The sequence below is a fragment of the Nonomuraea sp. B1E8 genome (assembly GCF_039871515.1).
GTDB lineage: Bacteria > Actinomycetota > Actinomycetes > Streptosporangiales > Streptosporangiaceae > Nonomuraea.
Window position 1 is genome coordinate 241,515 of the sequence record NZ_JBDPLS010000005.1, and the last position, 23,219, is coordinate 264,733.

General features: G+C 70.8%; 24 protein-coding genes. 14 read left to right on the forward strand and 10 right to left on the reverse strand.

The window, feature by feature from the left end; genetic code table 11:
• Positions 1-192: 192 nt before the first annotated feature.
• Positions 193-501, reverse strand: a complete 309-nt coding sequence (locus ABGA98_RS19120) for a hypothetical protein (RefSeq protein ID WP_347619677.1) — start codon at positions 499-501, stop codon at positions 193-195.
• Positions 498-1,274 carry a MerR family transcriptional regulator gene (locus ABGA98_RS19125; RefSeq protein ID WP_347619678.1) on the reverse strand — a complete coding sequence of 259 codons (777 nt, stop codon included), beginning with the start codon at positions 1,272-1,274 and terminating at the stop codon, positions 498-500. The genes ABGA98_RS19120 and ABGA98_RS19125 overlap by 4 nt, the downstream gene beginning before the upstream one ends.
• Positions 1,275-1,949: 675 nt before the next feature.
• Here ABGA98_RS19125 and tgmA point away from each other — a divergent pair.
• From tgmA to tgmC, 3 genes are read left to right on the forward strand one after another with little or no spacing between them, the layout of a single operon-like run.
• Positions 1,950-2,198, forward strand: coding sequence for a putative ATP-grasp-modified RiPP (gene tgmA, locus ABGA98_RS19130; RefSeq protein ID WP_347619679.1), 249 nt, complete (start codon positions 1,950-1,952; stop codon positions 2,196-2,198).
• A gap of 12 nt (positions 2,199-2,210) precedes the next feature.
• Complete coding sequence (gene tgmB, locus ABGA98_RS19135) at positions 2,211-3,203, forward strand: ATP-grasp ribosomal peptide maturase (protein ID WP_347619680.1); 993 nt, start codon at positions 2,211-2,213, stop codon at positions 3,201-3,203.
• Entirely contained in the window at positions 3,200-4,330 is a 1,131-nt protein-coding gene (tgmC, locus tag ABGA98_RS19140; RefSeq protein ID WP_347619681.1) for an ATP-grasp peptide maturase system methyltransferase, read from the forward strand. Before tgmB ends, tgmC begins: the two co-directional genes overlap by 4 nt.
• Here the strand turns inward: tgmC and ABGA98_RS19145 are convergent.
• Both ABGA98_RS19145 and ABGA98_RS19150 read right to left on the reverse strand, forming a co-directional pair.
• Positions 4,263-5,087, reverse strand: a complete 825-nt coding sequence (locus tag ABGA98_RS19145) for a helix-turn-helix transcriptional regulator (RefSeq protein WP_347619682.1) — start codon at positions 5,085-5,087, stop codon at positions 4,263-4,265. The two genes, tgmC and ABGA98_RS19145, sit on opposite strands and share 68 nt — an antisense overlap.
• Positions 5,088-5,155: 68 nt before the next feature.
• Entirely contained in the window at positions 5,156-5,869 is a 714-nt protein-coding gene (locus ABGA98_RS19150; RefSeq protein ID WP_347619683.1) for a TetR/AcrR family transcriptional regulator, read from the reverse strand.
• 118 nt (positions 5,870-5,987) lie between these two features.
• On the opposite strand from ABGA98_RS19150, the gene ABGA98_RS19155 reads away from it, so the two are divergent.
• The 4 genes from ABGA98_RS19155 to ABGA98_RS19170 all read left to right on the forward strand — a co-directional run bounded on the left by ABGA98_RS19155 (position 5,988) and on the right by ABGA98_RS19170 (position 9,525).
• The gene (locus ABGA98_RS19155; protein WP_347619684.1) at positions 5,988-6,722 is read left to right on the forward strand and encodes an SDR family oxidoreductase; all 735 of its coding nucleotides are present in this window, start codon (positions 5,988-5,990) and stop codon (positions 6,720-6,722) included.
• Between the two features lie 36 nt (positions 6,723-6,758).
• Entirely contained in the window at positions 6,759-7,268 is a 510-nt protein-coding gene (locus ABGA98_RS19160; protein ID WP_347619685.1) for a DUF1097 domain-containing protein, read from the forward strand.
• 70 nt (positions 7,269-7,338) lie between these two features.
• Entirely contained in the window at positions 7,339-8,493 is a 1,155-nt protein-coding gene (locus ABGA98_RS19165) for a PQQ-dependent sugar dehydrogenase (protein WP_347619686.1), read from the forward strand.
• A gap of 123 nt (positions 8,494-8,616) precedes the next feature.
• A complete protein-coding gene (locus ABGA98_RS19170) occupies positions 8,617-9,525 on the forward strand; it encodes an SDR family NAD(P)-dependent oxidoreductase (protein ID WP_347619687.1) in 909 nt (302 codons plus the stop codon).
• A gap of 19 nt (positions 9,526-9,544) precedes the next feature.
• Here ABGA98_RS19170 and ABGA98_RS19175 read toward each other — a convergent pair whose 3' ends face one another.
• Together ABGA98_RS19175 and ABGA98_RS19180 are read right to left on the reverse strand one after the other, a co-directional pair.
• Positions 9,545-10,150, reverse strand: a complete 606-nt coding sequence (locus tag ABGA98_RS19175; protein ID WP_347619688.1) for a cysteine hydrolase — start codon at positions 10,148-10,150, stop codon at positions 9,545-9,547.
• Positions 10,151-10,207: 57 nt separating this feature from the next.
• Entirely contained in the window at positions 10,208-11,212 is a 1,005-nt protein-coding gene (locus ABGA98_RS19180; RefSeq protein ID WP_347619689.1) for a LacI family DNA-binding transcriptional regulator, read from the reverse strand.
• A gap of 225 nt (positions 11,213-11,437) precedes the next feature.
• On the opposite strand from ABGA98_RS19180, the gene ABGA98_RS19185 reads away from it, so the two are divergent.
• From ABGA98_RS19185 to ABGA98_RS19200, 4 genes are read left to right on the forward strand one after another with little or no spacing between them, the layout of a single operon-like run.
• Positions 11,438-12,925, forward strand: a complete 1,488-nt coding sequence (locus tag ABGA98_RS19185) for an extracellular solute-binding protein (protein ID WP_347619690.1) — start codon at positions 11,438-11,440, stop codon at positions 12,923-12,925.
• A 5-nt stretch (positions 12,926-12,930) separates the two neighbouring features.
• Positions 12,931-13,866: a sugar ABC transporter permease gene (locus ABGA98_RS19190; protein ID WP_347619691.1), complete on the forward strand. Its 936-nt coding sequence runs from the start codon at positions 12,931-12,933 to the stop codon at positions 13,864-13,866.
• The gene (locus ABGA98_RS19195) at positions 13,863-14,717 is read left to right on the forward strand and encodes a carbohydrate ABC transporter permease (protein WP_347619692.1); all 855 of its coding nucleotides are present in this window, start codon (positions 13,863-13,865) and stop codon (positions 14,715-14,717) included. The genes ABGA98_RS19190 and ABGA98_RS19195 overlap by 4 nt, the downstream gene beginning before the upstream one ends.
• A gap of 24 nt (positions 14,718-14,741) precedes the next feature.
• Complete coding sequence (locus ABGA98_RS19200) at positions 14,742-16,184, forward strand: sulfatase-like hydrolase/transferase (RefSeq protein WP_347619693.1); 1,443 nt, start codon at positions 14,742-14,744, stop codon at positions 16,182-16,184.
• 31 nt (positions 16,185-16,215) lie between these two features.
• Here ABGA98_RS19200 and ABGA98_RS19205 read toward each other — a convergent pair whose 3' ends face one another.
• Positions 16,216-17,109 carry an alpha/beta hydrolase gene (locus ABGA98_RS19205; protein WP_347619694.1) on the reverse strand — a complete coding sequence of 298 codons (894 nt, stop codon included), beginning with the start codon at positions 17,107-17,109 and terminating at the stop codon, positions 16,216-16,218.
• Between the two features lie 367 nt (positions 17,110-17,476).
• Between ABGA98_RS19205 and ABGA98_RS19210 the strand changes: the two genes are divergently transcribed.
• The gene (locus tag ABGA98_RS19210) at positions 17,477-18,631 is read left to right on the forward strand and encodes a histidine kinase (RefSeq protein ID WP_347619695.1); all 1,155 of its coding nucleotides are present in this window, start codon (positions 17,477-17,479) and stop codon (positions 18,629-18,631) included.
• Positions 18,628-19,287 carry a response regulator transcription factor gene (locus tag ABGA98_RS19215; RefSeq protein ID WP_347619696.1) on the forward strand — a complete coding sequence of 220 codons (660 nt, stop codon included), beginning with the start codon at positions 18,628-18,630 and terminating at the stop codon, positions 19,285-19,287. Before ABGA98_RS19210 ends, ABGA98_RS19215 begins: the two co-directional genes overlap by 4 nt.
• Positions 19,288-19,325: 38 nt before the next feature.
• On the opposite strand, the gene ABGA98_RS19220 is transcribed toward ABGA98_RS19215, so the two are convergent.
• Positions 19,326-20,144, reverse strand: a complete 819-nt coding sequence (locus ABGA98_RS19220) for an alpha/beta hydrolase (RefSeq protein ID WP_347619697.1) — start codon at positions 20,142-20,144, stop codon at positions 19,326-19,328.
• Positions 20,145-20,326: 182 nt separating this feature from the next.
• Positions 20,327-21,001: a TetR family transcriptional regulator gene (locus ABGA98_RS19225; protein WP_347619698.1), complete on the reverse strand. Its 675-nt coding sequence runs from the start codon at positions 20,999-21,001 to the stop codon at positions 20,327-20,329.
• Positions 21,002-21,087: 86 nt separating this feature from the next.
• On the opposite strand from ABGA98_RS19225, the gene ABGA98_RS19230 reads away from it, so the two are divergent.
• A complete protein-coding gene (locus ABGA98_RS19230; RefSeq protein WP_347619699.1) occupies positions 21,088-22,482 on the forward strand; it encodes an MFS transporter in 1,395 nt (464 codons plus the stop codon).
• Between the two features lie 22 nt (positions 22,483-22,504).
• Here the strand turns inward: ABGA98_RS19230 and ABGA98_RS19235 are convergent, their stop codons facing one another.
• Complete coding sequence (locus ABGA98_RS19235; RefSeq protein ID WP_347619700.1) at positions 22,505-23,083, reverse strand: NAD(P)H-dependent oxidoreductase; 579 nt, start codon at positions 23,081-23,083, stop codon at positions 22,505-22,507.
• Positions 23,084-23,219 lie beyond the last annotated feature (136 nt).

Here is a 23,219-nt window from a genome sequence, read left to right on the forward strand (position 1 = left end):
CGAGCGCACGGAAGGCCTGTGACGGCGGCCCACCGGCACGGCGCTCGGCAAGCCGGCGGTAAGGCTGGGTCAGCCGCCCGTGGGCAGGCGGTCGAGCACCTGGCAGAGGTTGGCCGCGACGCCCTCCTTGTGATCGCCGGGAAGGCCCGCGATCGCGATGGGAGCCGTCATCGGCGCGGGGCGGCCCCGGGCTCACCCGGCAGCGGGTGCCACCGGTTGCCTGAGCAGCTCGCGCGCCGCCTCGGCCGCCCCCGGCTCGGGTACGCCGGGCGGCGGCAGCGTCAGATGCCACCGCCACTGGTCGCGCGGCACCCCCAGTGGCGGCCGGGAGGTGTCCTCCACCCACCAGCGTCCCTCCAGTGGCCCGGCGGGGCCGCCCATGGCGGAGGCCACGGCGTACAGGGCGCCGATGGCGGAGACGTGCTCGGCGCCGCCGGGCTCTCCCATCCCGGTGACGTTCAGGCAGGTGACGGGTCCGTGGTGGACCACTTCCGGTGTCACGGCTCCTCCAGAGGGATCATCAGGTGGGTGATCAGCCGATCGGGCGGGGTGGTCGCCGGGTCGGACACGTACACCTCGCGGATCGGGCCCCGGACGGGGCAGAGCCGCTCCGCGCACCAGGACAGCAGCGCGTACGCGGTCAGCCCGATCTGGCCGTAGGGGCCGACGTGCGTGGCGCGGGCGAACCGGCCGCCTGGCAGCACGTCGAGCTCGGCCCCCGCCACCCGCTCCTCGCTGACCAGGGCGACGGTGATGGTGACGGGTTCGCCGAAGTCGAGCGGGAACAGGCCGATGAGCTCGGGAGCGGCGTCCGACGGCCCGGCCCGCAGCAGTCCGGCGATGGCGGCCGAGGTGGCCGCGCCGATCTGTGACGGATCCGCCGCCGCCGTCGTGACCACCGCCACGCGCCGCGCCGGTTCCGTGACCACCGTGACGGGGGTGGACGGCAGGCCCTCCGCCATGACGCGCTCCAGGGCGGCCAGCGTCGACCGGCGCCTGGCCAGCTCGGCTTCCAGCCGCTCGTGCACCTCCTCCAGGACGCCGGACGTGCCGGACAGCACCTGCGCGATGACGGCGAGCGGGACGTCGAGCGAGCGCAGCAGCCCGATCGACAGCGCGTCCCGCGCCTGCTCGTGCCGGAAGTAGCGATAGCCGGTGTGCTCGTCGACGTACGCGGGCACCAGCAGGCCGAGCTGGGCGTAGTGCCGCAACTGCTTGACGCTCAGCCGGCTGAGCCTGGCGAACTGCCCGATCGGCAGCAGTTCCTCGTCCATGCCCCCAGCATGGCGTCTCCCCCTGTGGGAGGGTCCACCCGGGCGTGGCGGGTGGCCGGCGGTGCCTGCGAGGCGGGGTCGGCGCGGGAACGGCCGGACCGGTGGTCAGCCGGCGGTTCCCGGGGCGGGTACGGCGTCTTCGGCGGCGCGGCTGACCTGCTCCCAGGCGGCCCAGGTCTCCACCCGCCGCCAGAAGATGTCGAAGGCCAGGTCGTAGACCATGCTGCCGAGCAGCAGCCGCAGCGGCGGGTCCGCGCTGTCGACCAGCTTCAGCAGCGCCTCGGCGGCTCTCGATCGGCAGCGCGGCCACCGGGCTGGTGCTCGCCGCCCACACCGGCGCCGGCGCCACCTTTCCGCCGATACCGGCTACACCACCGCCGCCCGGGCGGGGACGGCTGCGATGGCGTTGGCGATCCTGACCAGTCTGGTGCTACGGCGTGCCGCCAGGGCCCGCCTGACCTGACAAAGGCGCCGGCGAAAAGACCTGCATTCGCATGACCATGCGACTCGGAATGCATCCCAAGAAGGACGGCCGCACCTCGCGTGGGTCAAAGGCATGCTCTTCGGTATTTATTTCGTTCTAAGGTGTGCAACCGCTTGAACGAGATGAACGCCTGACGGCGTCGGCAGCGGAGCGCTAAAGTTTGGTCAAATGCGTCTCACGGAGGTGGCTGCATGAGCACAAGCGCGGATCTTCGTACACCTTGGGGGTTGGGGCGGATGACGGTGAACGGTCCCGAAGAAGGTCCTTGGTACGAAAGAGCAATCCTCGACCCCGCGACCCAGATCAGTCGCTTCTACAACGCGAGCGGGGAAGTCCTCCCGCTTCAGATGGGCGCGACCGTCACGAAATCCAAGGGAGGAGGCGGGGACGGCTCTGGTGGTGCTGCCGAGGTCGCCGACGACAGCCAGAACGACAACTGATCGGGCGGGCAGATGGCGATCTCGTCCAACGTGATCCTGGTGATCACATCGCCGGAAGACGTCACCGCGAACCGGGTCATCGAAGCATTGAATGAGCGGCAGGCACGCGTCGCGCGTGTAGACCCGGCCGACATCGGTTCCGGCCTCATGTTCGGTGCATGCATGGGAGATGGCCGGAAGCAGTGGGAAGGACGTCTCCGGACACCGAGCCGAGACATCGCCTTGGACGAGATCGGGGCGGTGTACTACCGCCGCCCCACCCCATACGCCGCCCGCTTCTCCCACCTGCCCCGGCACGCTCGGGACTTCGCCGCCACCGAGGCTCGACACGGGCTCGGCGGGATTCTGAACAGTCTTCACAACGCTACATATGTCAATCGCCCTGCCTCCGTCACCCGCGCGGACTACAAACCTGCTCAGCTGCACATGGCCGCTCAAAAAGGCCTATCCATTCCGGTCACTCTGATCACCAATGATCTTGCGCAGGCTCGTAAGTTCGCCACCGAATGCAGTCCCGTCGTTTATAAATCGTTCCGGGGAGCGCCGAGTCCAGCAGACGGCAATACGGCTGCTATTTGGACGCAGCGCATCGGAGTAGAGGACCTTGACGATTCGGTTTCTCTGACCGCCCACATGTTCCAGCGGGAGGTGAACAAGACAGCGGATGCCAGGGTGACCGTGGTCGGGCGATCAGTATTCGCGAGCCGGATCACCACGCCTGACGGAGCTCTCGACTGGCGGCGCGGCAATTGGGATGAGCTGATTCACGAACCCATCGCCGTTCCCCAAACGGTCACGAGGGCGCTGCACGCCTATCTCGACGGCTTCGGGCTGGCATTCGGATGTTTCGATTTCGCTCTGGAGCCTGTTGACACGCATGATCCCGCGTCGGAGGGGTGGACGTTCATCGAGTGCAACCCGAACGGGCAGTGGGGATGGTTGCCTGACTCCGATGCGATAGCGCGCGCCTTCGCCGACGTGCTCACGGAAGGATGGTGGCGATGAGTGACACGGCCACGGAACTACGGCTCACCCTGGCCGCCCGCCTAGGGTCGGCAGGTTGGCGTGAGGCACTGCGGAGGGTGCCCCGCGAACCGTTCCTCGGTGAGGTCGTGTATCGCGCTGATGGGAATCGTGCCGATCGGTGGGTCCCCGTCCGGCGGGCGGAGATGAGTCAGGACGACTGGCTGAGCCTGGCCTACGCCGACCAGACGTGGGTCACCCAGGTCGGCGGGATTCTCGCGGAGGACGCCCCTGACGTCGTGGTCGGGCAGCCTGGTTCTTCCTCCACGCTTCCGAGCCTGGTCGTGCTGATGCTGGAGACGGCTCGCATCAGTGAGGGTGACAAGGTCCTGGAGATCGGCACCGGTACCGGCTACTCAACGTCTTTGATGTGCGCGCGGCTCGGCGAGAAGGCAGTGACCACGGTCGAATACGATCCCTTGGTGGCGGCCAGGGCCGAGAAGGCGATCTCTGCTGTCGGATACGCCCCCACGTGCGTGGTGGGGGACGGTCTGAACGGCTACGCCGCGAACGCCGCATACGACAAAGTGATTTCTACATGTTCGGTAAGGGTCATCCCGCTGCCGTGGCTGTGGCAGGTCCGGAGCGGTGGGACCATTACCACCCCGATGTGGGGCTGGATGGGCGGGGTCGCCTTCGCGCATCTCACCGTGGCGGACGACGGTACGGCCAGTGGCCGGTTTCTGAAGGACGATCTGTGCTTCATGGCCGCCCGCACCCATCTGGCACCGCCGCGCCCGCCGATCATCACTGGCATCGGCCAGGCCCGCCCGTCAAGGATCGATCCTGCGATCCTCCGAAACGACACGGCCCTGTGGGTGGCCCAACTCGCCGCGCCCCAGGCGCAGTGTTCCTGGGGTGAGGACACCACCATCCTGATCGATGTGAGCACAGGATCACGGGCTGACACAAAGCCGACTCCCGCAGGCGGCTGGACGGTCTACCAACACGGCCCGCTCCGGCTCTGGGACGCGGTCGAGGAGGCGATTCTGACGTGGCAGGGCGCGGGCAGCCCGCACCAGTCCGGCTTCGGTCTCACGGTCAGTACGGACAGCCAGCGCGTGTGGCTGGGGGCACCTGGCGGGCCTGGTTGGCGGCTTCCCGCATAGGCCCATGGGCCGGCTGGCGCCCCCGCACGGGATGATGCTCGCCGGGCGGATCAGCACCGCCATACTGCCCCAGTGCCCGCCCGGACGGAGGCGTCATGCTGAGGAAGCGGAAGAAGACAGCCCTGCGGCAACCCTTGGAGCGCCTGCTGACGGCTCGTGCTCGGCGAGCCCTCGACCTTGCCACCTCCCCGACCTGCGGGTGGACGATGGTCTTGCGGGCCGAGACGTGCCGGCCGACCGCTCCCTCGTCCCACAGCCGGGCGAACTCCGCGCTGGTGGAGCGCAGGTCCGCGACGAGGGCGCGGTTGAGGGTGTCGCCGTCGTGGAGCACGGGCCAGGCGGCGAGCCCGCTGGGGCCGGTGGTGAAGACCGCCCGCACCAGGTTCCGCTCGGCCCGTGTCCGCGCGCTGGGGTCGCCGAGCAGCGCCGCCCACACGGGGGTCCAGGACAGCAGGGTCCAGTCGGCACTGCACACCGCCACGGGGAACTCCTCGATGCGGGCCAGCATCCGTTGCGCGCCTGCCGGGACGTGCGTGGAGATCGTCCCCTCGCGTGGCGGGAGCAGCCCGGCCAGCCGGTACGCGTGATCGCGCTCCGCGGGATCCAGTTGCAGTGCCCTGGCCAGGCCGGCGACTACTTGTGCGGAAGGGCTGGTGGCGCGCCCTTGCTCCAGCCGTACGACATAGTCGACCGACAGCCCCGCGAGCTCGGCCAGTTCCTCGCGGCGCAGCCGACCGGGGCCTTCCGCGACCGTCACGGTGCGATGGCCTGGTGATGCGCCGCCGGCTTCCGGCCGCGCCCGCCATGCGCCGGAGTCGTCGGCGATTAGCCCTCGATGATCCGGTCGAGCCAGTCGCCCAGCAGCTGGCTCTCGGAAGGGCTGAGGACCTTGAGGTCTCCGAGGGCGGCCTTCAGGGTGATGGCTCCGGCCACGACATCGCCGCCGGTCCGCGCTGAGCCGGCTTGCGCGGAATCGGGGGCCGGGGCGGGTTCGGTGATCGCGTGGATGACGGCTTCGCGGACGATGCGGGCGGCCTCCATGTCGCGGTCGGCTTCCGGCGTGGCGATCAGGGCCAGCGTGGTGCCACGGCCGGCCGCGTGGATCACGCGCGCCGCCCGCTCCTCCGGGACGCGGAGCCGGCCGGCCAGGGCGACGCGGTGCACCAGCCCGGCGAGGATCTCCGCGGCCTGCTTGGCCCCTTCGGGTTCGGCGCCCGGTCGCGGGCTGCCGTAGATCAGGGAGTAGAGGGCGGGCTCGGCGAGACCGAATCCGATGTGCGCGTCCCAACCGCGCCGCAGGTCGTCCACGGGATCTCCGCTGGGCGTGATGCGGCGCTTCTCCGCGATGTACGACGTGAGCCCCCGGCTGGCCACGGCGTCCAGCAGGCCCTGCTTGTCGCCGAACAGCCGGTAGAGGATGGGCGCCTGCACGCCGGCGGCCTTGCAGACGGCCCTGGTCGAGACGGCGTCCCTGCCTTCACGCGCCAGCAGGTCCGCTGCGGCGTCGAGGATGGTGTCCCGCTTGCTCGAGCTAGCCATGTAGCGATGCTAACAGGCATTCACCCTTACTGATAAATCAACTGATAACAGCATCTTGTTATCGACTTCGACACAGTGCTAACTTGATGCTGTTAGCAGTTGAGCAAGGGGAATGTTCATGGACACCGCATCACGTACCGCCATCGTCACCGGAGGCTCGCGGGGGATCGGCCGCGCCGTCGCCGCCAGGCTCGCCGCGGCGGGCCAGGACGTCGCCGTCCTCTACGCCTCCAACGCCAAAGAGGCGGACGCCGCCGTCGGCGAGATCGAGGCGGCCGGCGCCCGCGGGATCGCGCTCCAGGCCGACGTGGCCGACGAGGACGCGATCGCCGGCGCCTTCGACACCGTCGAGCAGCGCCTCGGCCCCGTCGACGTCGTCGTCAACGCAGCGGGGATCATGGCGCTGCAGCCGATCCGGGAGCTGGACCTGGCCCAGCTGGACCGGCAGTTGCGCATCAACGTGCGGGGCACGTTCGTCACGGCCAAGGAGGCCGCCCGCCGGATCCGTCCCGGCGGCGCCTTCGTCGCCTTCTCCACCAGCGTCACCCGCCTGCACCTGCCGGCCTACGGCGCGTACGCCGCGACCAAGGGCGCGGTGGAGGCCCTCATCCCGATCCTCGCCAAGGAAATGGGCGACCGCGACGTCACGGTCAACGCGGTCGCGCCCGGCCCCACGGCCACGGAGCTGTTCTTCGAGGGCAAGTCACAGCAGGTCATCGACCGGATCGCCGGCCTGAGCCCGCTGAACAGGCTCGGCACTCCGGAGGACATCGCGGAGGTCGTCGCCTTCCTCGCCGGGCCCGGCCGCTGGATCAACGGCCAGGTCGTGTTCGCCAACGGCGGCGCGGCCTGACCCTTCCCCACCCAGCCACACCAGAAAGGGACGATCATGGAGACGCACACCACCACCGCCATGCACGCCGTGGACCGGCCCCAGACCGGCCGTTTCGTCGCCTACACCGCCATCGCGGCCGTGGTGGCGGCGACGGCCGCCTACACCAGCACGGCCCTGGGCCTGGAGGCCTGGGTCATGTTCGCGGGCTGGGTGGCGTGGTTCACCCGGCCGACCTCGGTCCGCCTCGGCATCCACGCCGTCATCTGCCTGTGGCTCGGCATGGCGCTCGCCGTCGTGGGTCACACGATCGTCGGGCTGACCGCACCCTTCCTCGGCGCGGCGGCGCTGCCGCTCGGAGTGCTCGTGCTGGCCTCCGTGGCCGTCGGCCTGCGTACGACGCCCGTCGTCAACAACATGCTCGCCTGGTTCGTGGGGCTGGTCACCTTCTTCGCCGCGGAGCCCGAGCACACGCTCCCGGGGCTGCTCACGCTGATCGCCGGCACCGCTCTGGGGGCCGTCGCGGGCTTCACCTGCCAGCAGTTGCAGCACCGGTTCGCCACGTAGCCGCCCGGGCCGGGGGCGGAGCGCCGTCCCCGGTCCGGTGCGCCTGACCGACATGAAGGACATATCAGTCATGCTCCGCATCCCACGTACCGGTGCCACCGTCACCGCCCTGCTCTGCGCCCTGGCCGTACTGCCCGGCTGCGCCGCACCGGAGTCCGGCGCCCCGCAGGCGAGCACCGCTCCGGAGTCCGGCGCAGCACAGAGCACCACGGCTTCGGTCACGCGCGGGCTGGTCCCCGGAGAGGTCACCGAGATCGCCCGTGGCCTGGCCATGCCGTGGGGGCTGGCGTTCCTCCCGGACGGCTCCGCCCTGGTGTCCGAACGGGCCTCGGGCCGGATCCTGCACGTCCGGCAGGGCCAGGACCCCGTGCCGATCGGTACGGTCCCCGGCGTCGAGGTCAGCTCCGAGGGCGGCCTCCTCGGGCTGGCGCTCTCGCCGTCCTTCGACGAGGACCGCACCGTGTACGCCTACGTCTCCGCCTCGCCCACCAACCGCGTCGTCACGCTGCGCCTCGCCCCCGACCTGCGCTCCCTGCGCCAGGACCGGGTGATCCTCGAAGGCATCGAGACCGCCGACCGCCACCACGGCGGGCGGCTGCGCTTCGGCCCCGACGGCAACCTGTGGATCGGCACCGGCGACGCCTTCACCCCCGAGAACGCGGCCGACGACGACTCGCTGAACGGCAAGATCCTGCGCGTGCGGCCCGACGGGTCCGTACCGCCGGACAACCCCTCGGGCACCGTCATCTACTCCAGCGGCCACCGCAACGTGCAGGGCATCGCGTTCGGCCCCGACGGCACCGCGTACGCCTCCGAACTCGGCCACCGCACCTGGGACGAGCTGAACGTGCTGCGCCCCGGACGCGACTACGGCTGGCCCGAGTCGGAAGGCCGGGACGGCTCCCACGGCGAACGCCCGATCTTCACCCTTCACCCCGACGACGCCTCGCCGTCCGGCATCGCCGTCGCGGGCGGAGCCGTGTGGATGGGCGCGCTCGGCGGGCAGCGGCTCTGGCGCCTGCCCGTGGACGGGCCCCGAGCGGACGGCGATCCCGTCGCCTACTTCGTCCAGAGCCACGGACGGATCCGCACGGTCGAACCGGCGCCCGACGGCGCCTTGTGGATCACGACCTCCAACACCGACGAGGCGACGTGGGGCGGCACCGACCCCCGGCCGGGCGACGACCGCATCCTGCGCGTCGAACTGGTCCGCCCCGGATCCTGACCCTTCACCCAAGAGCCGAACCGGCGCACCCCTTCAACTAGAGCCGAACCGGTCCACCCGACTCCAGGCCCTCCACCCCGGAGAGCCGAACCGGTCCACCCATCCCAAGAACGGAGACCCACCATGTCCACCGTCCTCATCACCGGGGCCGCCACCGGCATCGGCAACCTCACCGCCCAGGCGCTCACCCGGGCCGGGCACACCGTGTGGGCCAGCATGCTCGATCCGTACGGGCGGAACGACGTCCACCGCCGTGAACTGCTCGACGTCACCGCCGAGTACGACGGCGCCCTGCGCGTCATCGAGCTCGACGTCACCTCGCAGGAGTCGGCCGACGCGGCGGTGGCCACCGTGCTGCGCGGCGGCGGCGACTTCGACGTCGTGATCCAGAACGCGGGCCACCTGTACGTCGGCTACACCGAGGCGTTCACCGCCGAGGACGTCACCCGGCTGTTCGACATCAACGTCATCGGCGCCCACCGGGTGAACCGGGCGGCCTTGCCGCATCTGCGCGGCCGCGGCGGCGGCACCCTGCTGTACGTCGGCAGCACCATCATCGTCACCACGCCGCCCTTCCTCGGCCCGTACGCGGCGTCCAAGGCGGCGTTCGACACCCTGGCGGTGGCCACGTCGTACGAGGCGAACCCGTTCGGCATCGAGACCTGCATCGTCATGCCCGGCGCGATCACCAAGGGCACCCAGCACTTCCCCAACGCCACCCGAGCCGGCGACGCGACGGTCGCGGCCGCCTACGCCGAGCTCGACCCGATGGTGGCGCGCAACGAGGAGGTGACCTCCGCGTTGTTCGTCCCCGGAGTCGACCCGAGCCCGGTCGGGGTCGCCGAGGAGATCACCCGGATCCTGGCCCTGCCGCACGGCGCCAAGCCGTTCCGCAGCGTCGTCGACTACACCGAGTCCGGCGTGGACGCGGTCAACGAGGTCGCCCGCGGCACGCGCGAGGGTTTCGTGCACCGCATGGGGTTCGGCGAGCTGCTGACCCCGCGGCCACAGCGGAGCATCGAAGCCGAGTGACCCGGGCCGGCGTCGAGCGTCAGGTGAGCCGGGCGAGGGCCTCTTCGGCGGCCAGGCCGCCCGCGGTGGCCAGGGCCAGGTTGGCCAGGGAGGCACGGTGGGCGTCGTCGTCGGCCGCGGCGACGCAGTCGGTGATCACGTGCACGGTGAAGCCGAGGTCGGTGCCGTGCCGGGCGGTCTGCTCGACGGTGAGGTTGGTGGCCACCCCGGTGATCAGGAGCGTGGTGATGCCGCGTGCGGTCAGCCTCTCGGGCAGGCCGTTGCCCGCCAGCCCGGAGAGCCGCTGGTTGTCCACGACGGTGCCCTGACCGGCCTGCGCGGTCATTTCCTGGATGATCCGCGTCCCGGTGGCGTCGGGCCGGAACGCGGTCTGCGCGTCGCCGACCGACCGCATGAACGGGGTGTTGCGGACGAGGGCGCCTTCGTCCTCGGGCACCGTGAAGCGGGTGAAGACGAGCGGAACGGCGCGCGCCATGGCCGCGTCGTGGAACGCCGCGGCCCGGCCGACGACGCCGCTGCGCTCGACGGGCTCGGCGAGCATCCCGCCGAAGAAACCTTCGGGTTTGATCACGTTGACCTGCCAGTGCAGGGCCAGGACCGCGGTGGCACCGAGCATAAGAGACATGATCAGATTCTGCCCCGGCACCGGCCGGAACGGGCGGTTTCCGCTGGAACCGGTGCTTCATGCTCCGGCGGGTGCGGTGGCGGTGGACGCGCGGTAGACCATGGACACGGGCAGGACGACGTCCTGCGGCGACGTGGACGCGATGCGTTCGAGGAGCAGCCGGACGGCGGCCGCCCCCGCGTCGGAGAACGGCATGTGGACGGTCGTCAGCGGCGGGATGGTCCTGGCGGCTACCGGATGGTCGTCACAGCCGACGACCGAGCAGTCGCCGGGGACGGAGAGCCCGCGCTCGTGCAGCGCGTTGAGCACGCCGACCGCCATGAGGTCGTTCTGGACGTAGATCGCGGTGATGCCGCGGGCCCGGTCGAGCAGCCGGTGGGTGGCGGCGTAGCCGCCCTCGACCTCCCATGCGCCGTCCTCGACGAGGAGGGGGTCGTAGGGCAGGCCGTGCTCGGCCAGCACCTCGCGGTAGACGGCGGTGCGCTGCCGCGCGCTGTGCCGCTGCTGGAGGCCGGTCACCATGGCGATCCGGCGGTGGCCGAGCGAGAGCAGGTGGCGGATCGGGAGCGCCGCGGTGCCCGCGGGCTCGGGGGTGACGGTCGGGACGCCGCCGCCGGCGATGTCGTGCAGGCTGACGGCGGGAGGCCCGGCGCGCAGCAGCCGCCCGACCTCCTCGTCCTCCTCGGTGGCCGGCGCGTTCATGATGATGCCGTCGACCCGGCGCTCCATCAGCACGCGCAGGTAACGCACGCAGTCGGAGCCGTCCGGCTCGAGACTGCTGAGGATCACGCTGAGGCCGTGCTTGCGCGCTTCGCGCTCGACGCCGACGAGGGACAGCGCCGGGGTCGCGTTGCTGAAGTCGACGGTGATCACGCCAAGGGTCAGGGAGCTGCGTGACTGCAGGCTGCGGGCCAGCGCGTTGGGGACGTAGCCGATCTCCTCGGCGGCCTCGATGATGCGTTGCCGGGTGGCGGGGGCGACGGCGCCCTTGCCGTTGAGCACCTTGCTCACCGTCTGGAAGCTCACGTTGGCACGCGCGGCGACGTCCCTGAGCGAGGCCACGAGGGGTCACCTCCGGAAGGCGAACGTTCGCATGTGGCGGTGAGGCACCACTGCCGGACAGCGCAATTCTGCCACATCGCCAGATCTGGACGGCTGGTGTTGGGGGGTTGACGGAGGCAGGCGGGGTGACACAGCATAGGCGAACGTTCGCCTAACGGTGTGGACGCGCTTGCCCCGTTTGTTCATCGCTCCCGCATCGGTCCCGGCGGGAAGGAGAGGACCTCCATGACGACGTTCGGCCGTCGGCGATTCCTCGGGCTGTCCGGTGCCGCTCTCGCAGGCGCCTTCGGCGTCGCCGGGTGCACCCGCAGCTCGGAGCAGGAGGCCGCCACGGCGGCCGGAGGCGGCGTACTGCGCTGGTGGGATCACTTCCAGCCGCTGAAACCGCTGAACGAGCGCATCTTCGCCGAGTACGGCAAGGCCAACCCGGGCGTCCGGGTGGAGCACGAGGTGTACAACCCGAACGAGATGGGCCAGGCGCTGCAACTGGCGTTCAAGAGCGACCAGATCGCCGACGTGCACACGATCGCCGGCCTCGGATCGTCCGAGGCGTCCCTCGTCGCGAGCGGCTGGTTCGCGCCGCTGGCGGGACAGGACACGATCCGCGCCAAGTTCCCCGCCGACACCCTGCTCGAAGGGCTGCACGTCTTCGACGGCAAGCTCTACACCTTCCCCTTCTTCACCGCCCGGCAGTACGCCACGCTCAACTGGTTCAACCGCGAGCTGGTCGAGAAGGCCGGCGGCGACCCCGACAACGGCCCGGCGACCTGGGACGAGTTCCGCTCCCTCGCCGCGCGGATCACCAAGGACGGCGGCGGGCAGGCCTACGGCTGGATCCAGGGCCTGCAGTTCCACGAACGGCTGCAGACCCACGTGATCGAGCTGGCGATGTCCGCCGGCGCCCCGCTCGCCATGACCCCTGGGGCGGATGAGAAGGGCCTGGTGGACCCGCGCACCGGCGACTACGCCTACGCGGGCGACCCGTTCGTCGAGACACTGGAATTTCTGCTGTCCCTGGTCCGCGACAAGGTCGTGTTCCCCGCGTCGACCTCGCTGGACGCCAGAACCGCCCGGGCGAGGTGGGCGACCGGGGTGGCGGGCATGTTCTTCGACGGGTCATGGAACATCGGCGTCGTCAACGGGCAGTTCCAGCAGTTCCTCGGCAAGGTCGGGGTCGGCCCCGTCCCGTCGCCGGGCGGCAGGCCGGTCCTCTACGGCGCTCCCGCCCCTGGCCAGCTGTTCGTGTCCAGCCAGTCCGAGCACGTGGAGGCGGCCTCCGAGCTGCTCGCCCGCTTCACCGGCCCCGAGTTCCACAAGGCGCTCGCCACGTACATGGACCAGGTGCCTCTCGACCTGGAGGCCGTGGCGGCGGCGGACGTGCACCCCACGTACAAGCGGGCGGTCGAGCTGTTCGGCCAGGCCGTACGGCTCGCGCCCAGCCCCATCGTCCGCAACCCCGCCGTCGCGCAGGTGCTGACCGAGATGAAGGAGCCGCGGCCCACGCTCGGCGAGATCACCCAGGGCATCCTCAGCGGCGAGCTCACCGACATTCGCAAGACCCTGCGCGAGCACACCGGCAAGCTCGCCGCCGAGCGGGAGCGCGCCACGCAGGTCGTCTCCAAGAAGGGCGTGAAGGTGAGCGTGGACGACTGGAAGTTCCCGAACTGGCGGCCGGGCGAGGACTACACGGCGGAGATGTACCGGACGTCATGAGCAGCGTGACACGACAGGCCCCGGCCCGCCGCCGGGGGCTCGCCGCCAGGATCTGGTCGGAGCGGTGGGCCTACGCCTTCCTGCTGCCCACCCTGCTGTTGTTCGGCGCGTACACGGTCTGGCCGATCATCTCCAGCCTGTACTACTCGATGCTCGACTGGAACGGGCTGGGCGCCGAGCGGCCGTTCGTCGGCCTGGACAACTACCGTGAGGCGTTCGGCGACCCGCTGTTCTGGAAGTCGCTCGGCATCACGCTGACGATCATCGCGGTGACCGTGCCGCTGCGGGTCGGGCTGAGCCTGCTGATCGCGCTCGTCCTCAACAACCCGAGGCTGCCGCTCGCCAAACTGTTCAGGACGGCCCTGTTCGTGCCCGCTGTGACGACGACGGCGATCATCGGGGTGGTGATGGGGTTCGTCTTCGACCCCGCCGGCGGCCCGGTGAACCAGCTGCTGCTCGACCTCGGGATCGTCGACCAGCCGGTCGACTTCCTCGGCGACCCCGCGTCCTCCCTGTGGACGGTGATGGGCGTCCACATGTGGAAGTGGTTCGGCATCACGCTCGTCTACTGGCTCGCCGCGCTCCAGACGATCCCCACCACGGTCTATGAGGCCGCCAGGACGGACGGCGCAGGGAGCTGGGCGGCGCTGCGCCACGTGACGCTTCCGCTGCTCAGGCCCTTCCTCATCATCATCCTTCTCCTCACGGCCATCGAGACCATGCAGATCTTCGACCTGGTGCTGACCATGACCAACGGCGGGCCGTTCTTCTCCACCCTCGCCACGGAGGTCTACATCTACCAGCAGGCCTTCGCCACCTCCACGCCCCGGCTCGGCTACGGGGCGGCGCTCGGCGTGCTGTTCGGGCTCGTCACGCTCGCCTTCGCCGCGCTCCAGGCCGCCGGCATCCGCTACGCCAACCGCGTGAGGAGCAGCCAGTGAGCGCCCCCCGTGGCCGCCGGGCCACCCGCCGCCGTCTCGGGATCTGGGCACAGGCGATCCTGCTCGCCGTCATCTGCGCAGTGTGGATCTATCCGCTGCTCTGGATCGTCTCCGCCTCACTGAAGGACTCGCTGGGCGTCTTCTCCGGAGGGCTCGGCCTGATCCCCGACACGTTCCACTTCGAGAACTACGTACGTGCCTGGCGGGACGCCGACTTCGGGCTCTACACCGTGAACAGCGTGGTCATCACCCTGGGGACGGTCGCGCTGGTCGTGCTGCGCTGCGCCCTGGCCGGCTACGTCATCGCCCGCAGGTCGTTCATCGGCAAGCGCGCGGTCGTCGCCGTGCTGGTCGCGACGCTGTTCGCGCCGCACGGGCTGACCATCATCCCGGTGGTCGAGCTCAGCGACCTCATGGGGCTGCTGAACTCCCGCACCGGCATCGTCCTCGCCCTCGCGGGCACCGGCCACGTCGCCGCCGTCCTGCTGTACGCCGGCTATTTCAGCCGCGTCCCGCGCGAGCTCGAAGAGGCGGCGATCATGGACGGCGCCGGGTTCCTGCGCACGTTCTTCCGGGTCATGCTGCCGCTCGCCGGGCCGGTCACCGCGACGGTGGGCGTCATGACGTTCCTGGCGGCATGGAACAACTTCTTCCTGCCGCTGGTGTTCACCTTCAGCCGCCCGGACCTTCGTACGCTCTCGGTGGGCATGCTCGCCTTCCGCGGCACCAACTCCACCGACTGGTCCGGCCTGGCCGCCGCGGGCACCATCTCGCTGGTCCCGCTGCTCCTCGTCTTCCTCGCGCTCCAGCGTTACTTCGTCGAAGGCATCGCCGGGGCCGTGAAGTCCTGACGCGCCCACCCCCGAATGAGAGCCATGAACCGACCGAACATCCTGCTCATCTGCACCGACCAGCAGCGCTTCGACGCGATGGGCGCCTACGGCAACGACGAGATCGACACGCCCAACCTCGACCGGCTGGCGGAGCAGGGTGTGCTGTTCGACAACTGCTACGTGCAGTCGCCGGTCTGTGGCCCGTCCCGCGCCAGCCTGATGTCGGGCCGCTACGTCCACGCGCACGGCGCCTGGGCGAACGGCGTCGGGCTGCCCGCGCACGAGCGCCTGTTCTCGCGCGCCCTGGCCGACCACGGCTACGACTGCGGCCTGGCCGGGAAGTTCCACATCGGCGGCGCGTGCTTCGGCGGCCGTCTCGAACCGCGGCTGGACGACGGTTTCCGCGTGTTCCGGTGGGCGCACGACCCCTACCCCGGATCGTCGGAGAACGCCTACCACCGGTGGCTGCGGGCCGTGCGGCCGGACCTGTACGAGGCCGCCGCCCGGGCCGGATCAGGGACCGGCTTCGACACGCTCCCGACGGAGTTCCACTACAGCCGGTGGATCGGCGACGAGACCATCGACTACCTGCGGCGCTCGCGCGACGCGGACAAGCCGTTCTTCTTCGTGGCCAACTTCTTCGACCCGCACCACGCGTTCGGCGCTCCGCAGGAGTACGTCGACCGTTACCGCGGCAAGGCCCTGCGCGGCCCGGTCACCCGTGACGACGAGCTGGCCGGCAAGCCGCCCGTGCTGACCGAGGCCTCGCACCGCTCCTACGCCGGCCACGCCCGCGGCTACACCGAATACACCGAGTCCGAGCTGCACGACGTCAGGGTCAACTACTACGCGATGGTGAGCCTCGTCGACGACGAGGTCGGCAGGATCCTCGCCGCCCTCGACGAGGAGGGCCTGGCCGAGGACACCCTGGTCGTCTTCACCAGCGACCACGGCGAGATGCTCGGCGACCACCGGCTCATGTTGAAGGGCCCGATGATGTACGAGTGCGCCGTCCGGGTCCCGCTCGTCATGCGCTGGCCGGCCGGGTTGCCCGCCGGTGCGCGCCGGGCCGAGCTGGTCCAGTGGATCGACCTGGCGCCGACGTTCCTCGCCGCCGCGGGCGCACCGCCGCTCCCCCGCGGGCAGGGACTCGACCTCCTGCCGCTGGCCCGCGGCGAGCGGGACGCGCCGGTCAGGGACTGGGCGCTGTGCGAATACCGCAACAGCGGCCACCCGTACGACGAGCCCGTGCACACCACGATGCTCAGGCACGACCGCTGGAAGCTCGTCGTCTACCATGGCGCGCCGTCCACGACCCGGGCCCGCTCCGGCGAGCTGTACGACCTGGAGGCCGACCCGGCGGAGCTGGACAACCTGTGGGACGGCCCGGCCCACGCGGTGACCCGGGCCGGGTTGCAGGAGCTCCTGCTCGACGTCCTGGTCGCGACCGAGGACCGCAGCCAGCCGCGGGAGGCGTACTGGTGACGGCCGGCCTGCGGGCGGTCGCCCAGGAGGCTCATGCGGCCCGCTTGGCGACGCGCTCGATGGCCTTGACGGCGACGCCGGGCTGGTCGGTGTAGATGTAGTGGCCGCTCTTGGCGGCCGTGCTCAGCCTGCTCTTGCTGGAGATGGCGAGCCACCTGCGCTGGCCGGCGCTCCACGCCTTCTCCAGGCGCTTGCCGTAGGTGGGGATGGCCGCCAGGTACGGCCGGCCGTGCCTGATCACCTCGACCGGGATCTTGCCGGCGGAACGGACCTCGCCGTCGGCGACGACGAGCTTCTCGGGGTTCTGGCCGGCGAAGATGGCGAGTTGCTGGGCGCGCACCTGGGCCGCCGGGCCCTTGGCCGACTTGGGGATCACCCGGGCGATGTCGGCGCCCATGGTGGAGGGGGTGGCGTCCAGGAGCACCAGGCCCTTGACGCGGTCCCGGTGGCCGGGGGCGTAGCGGGCGGCGATGAGCCCGCCGAGCGAGTGGCCGGCCAGCACGACCGGGCGCTCGCCCGCGATCTGGTCGAGCACGCCGGTGAGGATCCTGCCGGTGCTCGCGAAGTCCTGCCGGCCCTGCGGCTTGTCGCTGGCGCCCGCGCCGAGCCGGTCGTAGGAGCAGACCCGGTTCTTCGCGCTGAGTGTCTTCTGCAGGGCGGCCATCTTGGTCAGGTCGTCGCCGCCGCCGTGCATCAGCACGATGACCGGCTTGCCGTCGGCCGCCTCACCCGAGCAGGACACGTTCACCCTCTTGCCGGCGACCTTGATCTTCCTGGTCCCGGAAATCAGGTCGGCCTTGATCTGCCGCTCCACGGCGGCGAAGGGGTCCCAGTCCTGCGCCATCGCGCCTCCGCAGGTGACGACTCCCGCGCCGATCACGGTGGTGCACAGGGCGGCGACAACGGATGCCTTGATACCGAACATGACGTCCTCCGGGGAAGCGAGTAGGGGGAGCGGCTTGGAGCGCCGCGGCTACGTCGGTAACGCTACGGATCGGGCGGGTCCCGAAGCGTCCCCGCCCGGTGGACATTCGCCGGTAGCTCGCGCGGGGGACAAGCCCGCAGCGGCGACACCTGTCCCCCGTGCGAGCTACCCGGGAGTGTCCACCGGGCGGGGACGACTCCAGGCCGCCGGATCTCTAACGTTCTGCGCACAGCCGCGGCGCTCCGGTCGCGCAAGCTCGTGAAGGAGTCGCCATGCGACCGTTGAAGCAGCCCGTGGCCGCCTGCGACCGCCGCCCCATCCCGATCCGGCACAGCACCAGGGCCGAGACGAGCGCTAGGCTTCCCCGATGATCCATCTCCGGCGGATCGCGGACCTGTGGCGGCGGTGCGACGTCACGCTCCGGGATTTTCCGTTGGCGCTGCTGCTGTTCGTCGGCTCGCTCCTGCCGGAGTTCCAGGGCCACGGAACCCAGATCGGGGTCCTGCCGACCCGCGACTACGACGCGCCGGCCGTCCTGGTGGTCGCGCTGGAGTGCCTCCCGCTCACCGTGCGCCGCCGGTGGCCGGGCGTCTGCATCGTCCTGGTGTCGCTCGGCTTCTCCCTCGACCAGCTCCTCGGCGTCCACGCGATGGCGGGCACCGCCCTGCCGATCGCGCTCGTCAGCGTGGGCGCCCATCTTGAGCGCCACCGCCGCGCCACCGCGGTCCTCCTGTCCGTCGCGTTCGTGCCGCTCATCGTCGCGCTCGACCAGCTCGGCTCGGGCGAGCCGCTGGCGGACATCGTGCTGCTCTACGTGGTGCTGGTCCTCGCCTGGGGCATCGGGTCCTGGCTGCGTTCCGCCCGCGCCGCCGAGGCCGAACGGCGCCGCCACGTCGCCGCGGCCACCCGCGCCGCCGAACGCACCCGCATCGCCCGCGAGCTCCACGACGTCGTGACCCACCACGTGACGGCGATGGTCGTGCAGGCCGAGGCCGCACGCTACCTGACCGCCGCACCCGAACGCCTCGACGCGACCCTGAGCGCCGTCACCGACACCGGCCGCCGGGCCATCGCCGACCTGCGGCACCTGCTCGACCTGCTCAACCCCGACCACGACACCGACGGCAGGACACCGTCCGCGGGCGACCTCCACGGCCTCATCGAGCAGACCAGGCAGGCCGGGCAGCCGGTCGACTTCGACGAGGAGGGCACGCCGCCGGAGTCGGCGGGCAGCGCCGAGTTCGTGGCCTACCGGGTCGTGCAGGAAGCTCTGACCAACGCACTCAAGTACGCCCACGGCAGCCGCACCGAAGTCCGCGTGCGCCATGCCGAGAAGGAGATCAGCGTGGAAATCAGCACCGACGGTTCCGGGACGGCCACCCGCTCCCCCGGCGGGAGCGGGCGCGGCCTGGCCGGGCTCCGCGACCGCGTCGACGCCCTGGGCGGCGAGTTCAGCGCGGGCCCGCGGCCGGACGGCGGCTTCCTCGTACGGGCCCGCGTCCCCGCGGGGAGCCCGTCGTGACCGCGCCGGTCAGGGTCCTGGTCTGCGACGACCAGGCGCTGATCCGCACCGGGTTCTCGACGATCATCGATGCGCAGCCCGACCTCGAGGTGGTGGGCGAATGCGGGGACGGCCGCGCCGCGATCGAGCTCACCCGCCAGGTGAACCCCGACATCGTCGTGATGGACGTGCGGATGCCGGTGCTCGACGGCATCGAGGCGACCCGCCGGCTGGCCGGCGCCGGGGTGACGCAGCCCGTCAAGGTGCTCGTGGTGACGACGTTCAACCTGGACGAGTACGTGTACGAGGCCCTGCGCGCCGGGGCCAGCGGGTTCCTGCTCAAGGACGCCCCACCCCAGCAGCTGCTGCACGGCATCCGCACCGTCGCCTCGGGAGCCGCGCTGCTGGCCCCCGAGGTCACCCGGCAACTCGTCGGCAGGTACGCGGCGCGGATCCGCCCCGCCGAGAGCTCACCGGACGAACCCGCGCTGACCCCACGCGAGCTGGAAGTCCTGCGCCTCATCGCCGACGGCCTGTCCAACAGCGAGATCGCCGCGTCATTGGTGATCAGCCAGGAGACCGTCAAGACGTACGTGTCGCGCATCCTCACCAAGCTCGACCTGCGCGACCGCGTGCAGGCGGTGGTGTACGCCTACCGCAGGGGCCTGGTGAACTGACGGGCGTGCGTGCTCCGGCCTGACTTGGCGTGGCCCGGTCAGGCGCCCGGGGGCAGCCAGGTGCGGATCTGGTCCATCAGCGGGATGGGCGCGTCGTACTGCATCAGGTGGCCGGCGCCGTCGATCAACGTCAGGTCGGCGCCGGGGATCAGGGCCCGCAGCCGGTGGCCGATGTCGCTGGAGAGCCAGGTGTCCTGGGCGCCCCACAGGATGCGTACGGGGATGTCGATGCGGCCCAGCTCACGCTCGTTCTCTTCGAGGAAACGTTCGTCGTAGCCGGCGATCTGCCGGTAGAAGGCCGGCTGGCCGTCCTGCCCGGTCCAGGGTTCGACGAGCTGGTCGAGATCGGCCTCGCGCAGGCCGCGGTGGCTGGCGCCCTGGATGTAGGCGCGCACGACGGCGTCGTGGATGTAGGCCGGCAGCCGGCCGAGCAGGTCGGGGTGCTCTCCGACGTACGTGAAGAACGGCGAACCGGCGGGCGGGATGGCGACGACGTCGACGAGCATGAGCGAGGCGTAACGAGCGCCCCCGTTCAGGTGGGCGCGCAGCGAGACGGCGCCGCCGAAATCGTGGGCGATCACGTGTGGCCGGTCGAGGCCCCAGTGCCCGAGCAGGGCCGCGAAGGCCTCGGCCTGCACGCCGAAGTCGACCGGATGCCCGGCATGTTTCGACGACTGGCCGTAGCCCGGCATGTCCCACAGGTGAACGGTGAAGTCGCGGCTCAGCGCCTCGGCGAAGGGCCGCCACACAAGCGATGAGAACGGTGTGCCATGGCAGAACACCACGGCGGGGCCGGATCCCGCCCGCCCCCAGGCGATCTGCCGTCCCTGCCAGTCGAAACGCTCAGTCAGCTTCATGCCCACCCACCCTAGTAATCGCCTCGGCACGACGGTCACCGAGCACGCGGTCTGGTGGTTGTGGCCCAACACCTGCCTGCTGCGCCATCCCGGCCGCCCGCGGCCCGCGCCAAGGTGCCGGAGACCGACGACCACGTGCTGGAGAGCATCGAGGAGCAGGGCGGTACGCCCGCTCCGCGCCCTCACTCAGCAGCCCCGCCCTCCTGCGGCGCCCACCTCATGGTGAACAGCTCGTAACCAGGGGCCTGGCCCGGCAACACCCCCGCTGGCGCGGCCCGCAGGCCGTCGAGCGCGATGGTGATGATGCGCTCTCGCGCGTTCAGCGCGGCGTCGTACAGCTCGGTCCGGCCCTGGCGCTGCAGTTGCTCCTGCAGGGGGGACTTCGAGAGTTGTTCGATGAGCAGTTCGAGGTCGACCGCGGTCACCCCGGCGCGGAGCACCCCTGCCCTGTGGGCGCGTGCGACGAGCTCGGCCACCGCGTGATCGCCCCGCTCCGCCAGCTCGGTCATCTCATCGGTGACGTCGAAGGTGCCGGCCACCGGCGCCAGCGAACCCGGGCCCGACCGGATGGACGCCATCGCGTAGTGGATCAGGCCCTCCCACGGATCGTCCATGGCCAGGCCCTCGTTCGCCGCGTCGAGGTATTCCCGGAGGGCGATCAGGCACAACCGCTGGAACAGCTCCTGTTTCGTTCGGTAGCGCCGGTAGAGCGAGCCCACTCCGACGCCCGCCCGGGCCGCGATCGCCGCCACCGACGCGTGGGCGCCGTCCGCCGCCAGCACCTCGCGGGCCGCCCTCAGCAACGCCCGGTCGTTTCTGGCGACCTCCTCGCTGCGCCATGAACGCGAACGTGTCATGGCGGCAGTCTACCCATTTGCGGAGTGCTCCGCTCCGCGTTTATGGTTCGTTGCGGAGCGAATCACTCCGCAACTGAGGAGGCGCCATGACCACGAGCACATCCGACATCGAGGACAACGAGCCGGCGCCCCGGCGCGGCCGGCTGCCCCGGCCCCTCCGGCCGTTCCGCACGGGTCACTACCGGCTCCTCTCGACATCGCTCGCCCTGAGCCTGGCCGGCAGCGGCATGTGGGCGGTCACGGTGGCGTGGCAGGTGATCGCGATAGGGGCGGGCCCGTCCGAGCTCTCCCTGATCGCCGCCGCGAGCGGCATCGGACTGGTCGGTACGGCCCTGCTGGGAGGCGTCGTCGCCGACCGGGCGTCCCGGCGGCGCATCATCCTGATCGCCCAGATCGCCAAGGCGGTGGCCATCGGCTCGGCCGCGGTCACCGGCTCCATGGGCCTGCTCACCCCGGCACAGCTCGTCGCGGTCGCCGCGGTCCTCGGGATCGCGGACGGATTCTTCTATCCCGCCTACTCGGCGCTCGTCCCCGTCGCGGTCGCCGAGGACGACCTGCTCGCGGCCAACGGGATCGAGAGCATGTTGAGACCGACGCTGATGCACGCCGTCGGGCCCGCCGCCGCCAGCGCGCTGATCAGCCTCTTCGCGCCGAGCATGGCCCTGGCGGGAATCGCCGGCGCGCATCTCCTCGCCGCGGCGTGCGCGATCGGCATACGCCGTTTCGAGCCGCGCACGACGACCGTACGCGGACCGGAGACGCGCACGACCACCGAACCCGAGACACACCCGGCCACCGAACCCGGGCCGGGGACGCGCTCCCGCCTGGCGCGCGCAGGTGGTCACGTCCGGTCGGCGGTGGGCGACCTCGGCGCCGGGTTCGCCTACCTTCTCTCGACTCCGTGGCTGATCGCGACGCTCGCGTTCGCCGTCACGTTCGTCCTGGTCACCAACGGGCCTGTCCAGGTCCTGCTGCCGTTCGTCGTCCGCGACCAGGGAATGGGCGGGCCGCAGGAGTTCGCTCTCGCCCTCGCCTGCCGAGGCATCGGCGGGGTGGCCGGCTCGCTCGCGATGTCCGCGCTGCCCCTCCCCCGCCGCTATCTGTCGGTCATGCTGCTGGCCTGGGCCGCGGGCTGCCTTCCGCTCCTCGCTCTCGGGTCGACCGACCGGCTGTGGGTCATGATGGCCGCGCTTTTCGTCCACGGCGCCCTGACCTCCGCCGCAATGGTCGTCTGGGGGACGCTCCTGCAACGCCGGGTGCCGCCCGCCATGCTCGGCCGGGTCTCCAGCCTCGACTTCTTCGTCTCCCTCAGCACGGCTCCCCTGTCGATGGCCCTGGCCGGGCCGGCGGCGGCCGCCTGGGGAAACCAGTGGATCTTCCTGGTGGCGGGCATCGTCCCCATGGTGGTCGCCGTACTGGTCGTCACGCTCGCCCGCCTCCCGCGCGACGAGATCGATCAGCCGCTCGACCGGACGAGATGACCGTCCGCGGTGGCGCCGCCCGTCAGGTCCGTGCCGGCGTCGTGCCGTCGCGCAGCGCCTTCAGCGCGCCGCCCCAGGCGACGACCTCATCGAGCATGGCGGTGGCGGCGTGCACCCGGTGAGCCGCCGGCTTGAACGTGCTGAAGTTCTCGAAGTCGCTGCCCAGGAACAGCGCGACCTGAGAACCCACGCCCGCCACCTTCAGCTCGCCCATGATCAGGCGCAGGTGCTCCACCGCCCGCGTGCCGCCCACGCTCCCGTAACCGACGAATCCGGCCGCCTTGTTGTGCCACTCGCCGTAGAGGAAGTCGATGGCGTCCTTCAACGCGCCGGAGATCGAGTGGTTGTACTCGGGCGTGACGAACACGTACGCATCGAAGGAAGCGACTTTGTCGGCCCACTTCCTGGTGTGGGGAAGGTCGCGGCGGCCCATCGCGGGCGGCATCGCCTCATCCAGGTGCGGCAGGCCGAAGTCCTTGAGGTCCACGAGTTCGAACCGGGCGTCGTCGCGTTCTGCGGCGAGATCGTGGATCCAGCGGGCCACCGCCTCCCCATTACGCCCCGGACGTGTGCTGCCAATGATGATCGCAACATCGATCATGAGTCGCCATTCCCTTCGGTCCTGACTCGCGTCTATCGGAGCGAATCGCTCCGATAGAGCGCCACACTATCCCGGAGCGTTTCGCTCCGCAATTGGGAACGTGTACGGCGCCAGCGGCGTCGTCCAACGCCCCGAC

Bases quoted from the DNA above. Each gene is read 5' to 3' on its own strand.
- ABGA98_RS19125 (WP_347619678.1), bottom strand. From the start codon at position 1,274: ATGGACGAGGAACTGCTGCCGATCGGGCAGTTCGCCAGGCTCAGCCGG.
- tgmA (WP_347619679.1), top strand. From the start codon at position 1,950: ATGAGCACAAGCGCGGATCTTCGTACACCTTGGGGGTTGGGGCGGATG.
- tgmB (WP_347619680.1), top strand. From the start codon at position 2,211: ATGGCGATCTCGTCCAACGTGATCCTGGTGATCACATCGCCGGAAGAC.
- tgmC (WP_347619681.1), top strand. From the start codon at position 3,200: ATGAGTGACACGGCCACGGAACTACGGCTCACCCTGGCCGCCCGCCTA.
- ABGA98_RS19150 (WP_347619683.1), bottom strand. From the start codon at position 5,869: ATGGCTAGCTCGAGCAAGCGGGACACCATCCTCGACGCCGCAGCGGAC.
- ABGA98_RS19155 (WP_347619684.1), top strand. From the start codon at position 5,988: ATGGACACCGCATCACGTACCGCCATCGTCACCGGAGGCTCGCGGGGG.
- ABGA98_RS19160 (WP_347619685.1), top strand. From the start codon at position 6,759: ATGGAGACGCACACCACCACCGCCATGCACGCCGTGGACCGGCCCCAG.
- ABGA98_RS19165 (WP_347619686.1), top strand. From the start codon at position 7,339: ATGCTCCGCATCCCACGTACCGGTGCCACCGTCACCGCCCTGCTCTGC.
- ABGA98_RS19170 (WP_347619687.1), top strand. From the start codon at position 8,617: ATGTCCACCGTCCTCATCACCGGGGCCGCCACCGGCATCGGCAACCTC.
- ABGA98_RS19175 (WP_347619688.1), bottom strand. From the start codon at position 10,150: ATGTCTCTTATGCTCGGTGCCACCGCGGTCCTGGCCCTGCACTGGCAG.
- ABGA98_RS19185 (WP_347619690.1), top strand. From the start codon at position 11,438: ATGACGACGTTCGGCCGTCGGCGATTCCTCGGGCTGTCCGGTGCCGCT.
- ABGA98_RS19200 (WP_347619693.1), top strand. From the start codon at position 14,742: ATGAACCGACCGAACATCCTGCTCATCTGCACCGACCAGCAGCGCTTC.
- ABGA98_RS19205 (WP_347619694.1), bottom strand. From the start codon at position 17,109: ATGTTCGGTATCAAGGCATCCGTTGTCGCCGCCCTGTGCACCACCGTG.
- ABGA98_RS19210 (WP_347619695.1), top strand. From the start codon at position 17,477: ATGATCCATCTCCGGCGGATCGCGGACCTGTGGCGGCGGTGCGACGTC.
- ABGA98_RS19220 (WP_347619697.1), bottom strand. From the start codon at position 20,144: ATGAAGCTGACTGAGCGTTTCGACTGGCAGGGACGGCAGATCGCCTGG.
- ABGA98_RS19225 (WP_347619698.1), bottom strand. From the start codon at position 21,001: ATGACACGTTCGCGTTCATGGCGCAGCGAGGAGGTCGCCAGAAACGAC.
- ABGA98_RS19230 (WP_347619699.1), top strand. From the start codon at position 21,088: ATGACCACGAGCACATCCGACATCGAGGACAACGAGCCGGCGCCCCGG.
- ABGA98_RS19235 (WP_347619700.1), bottom strand. From the start codon at position 23,083: ATGATCGATGTTGCGATCATCATTGGCAGCACACGTCCGGGGCGTAAT.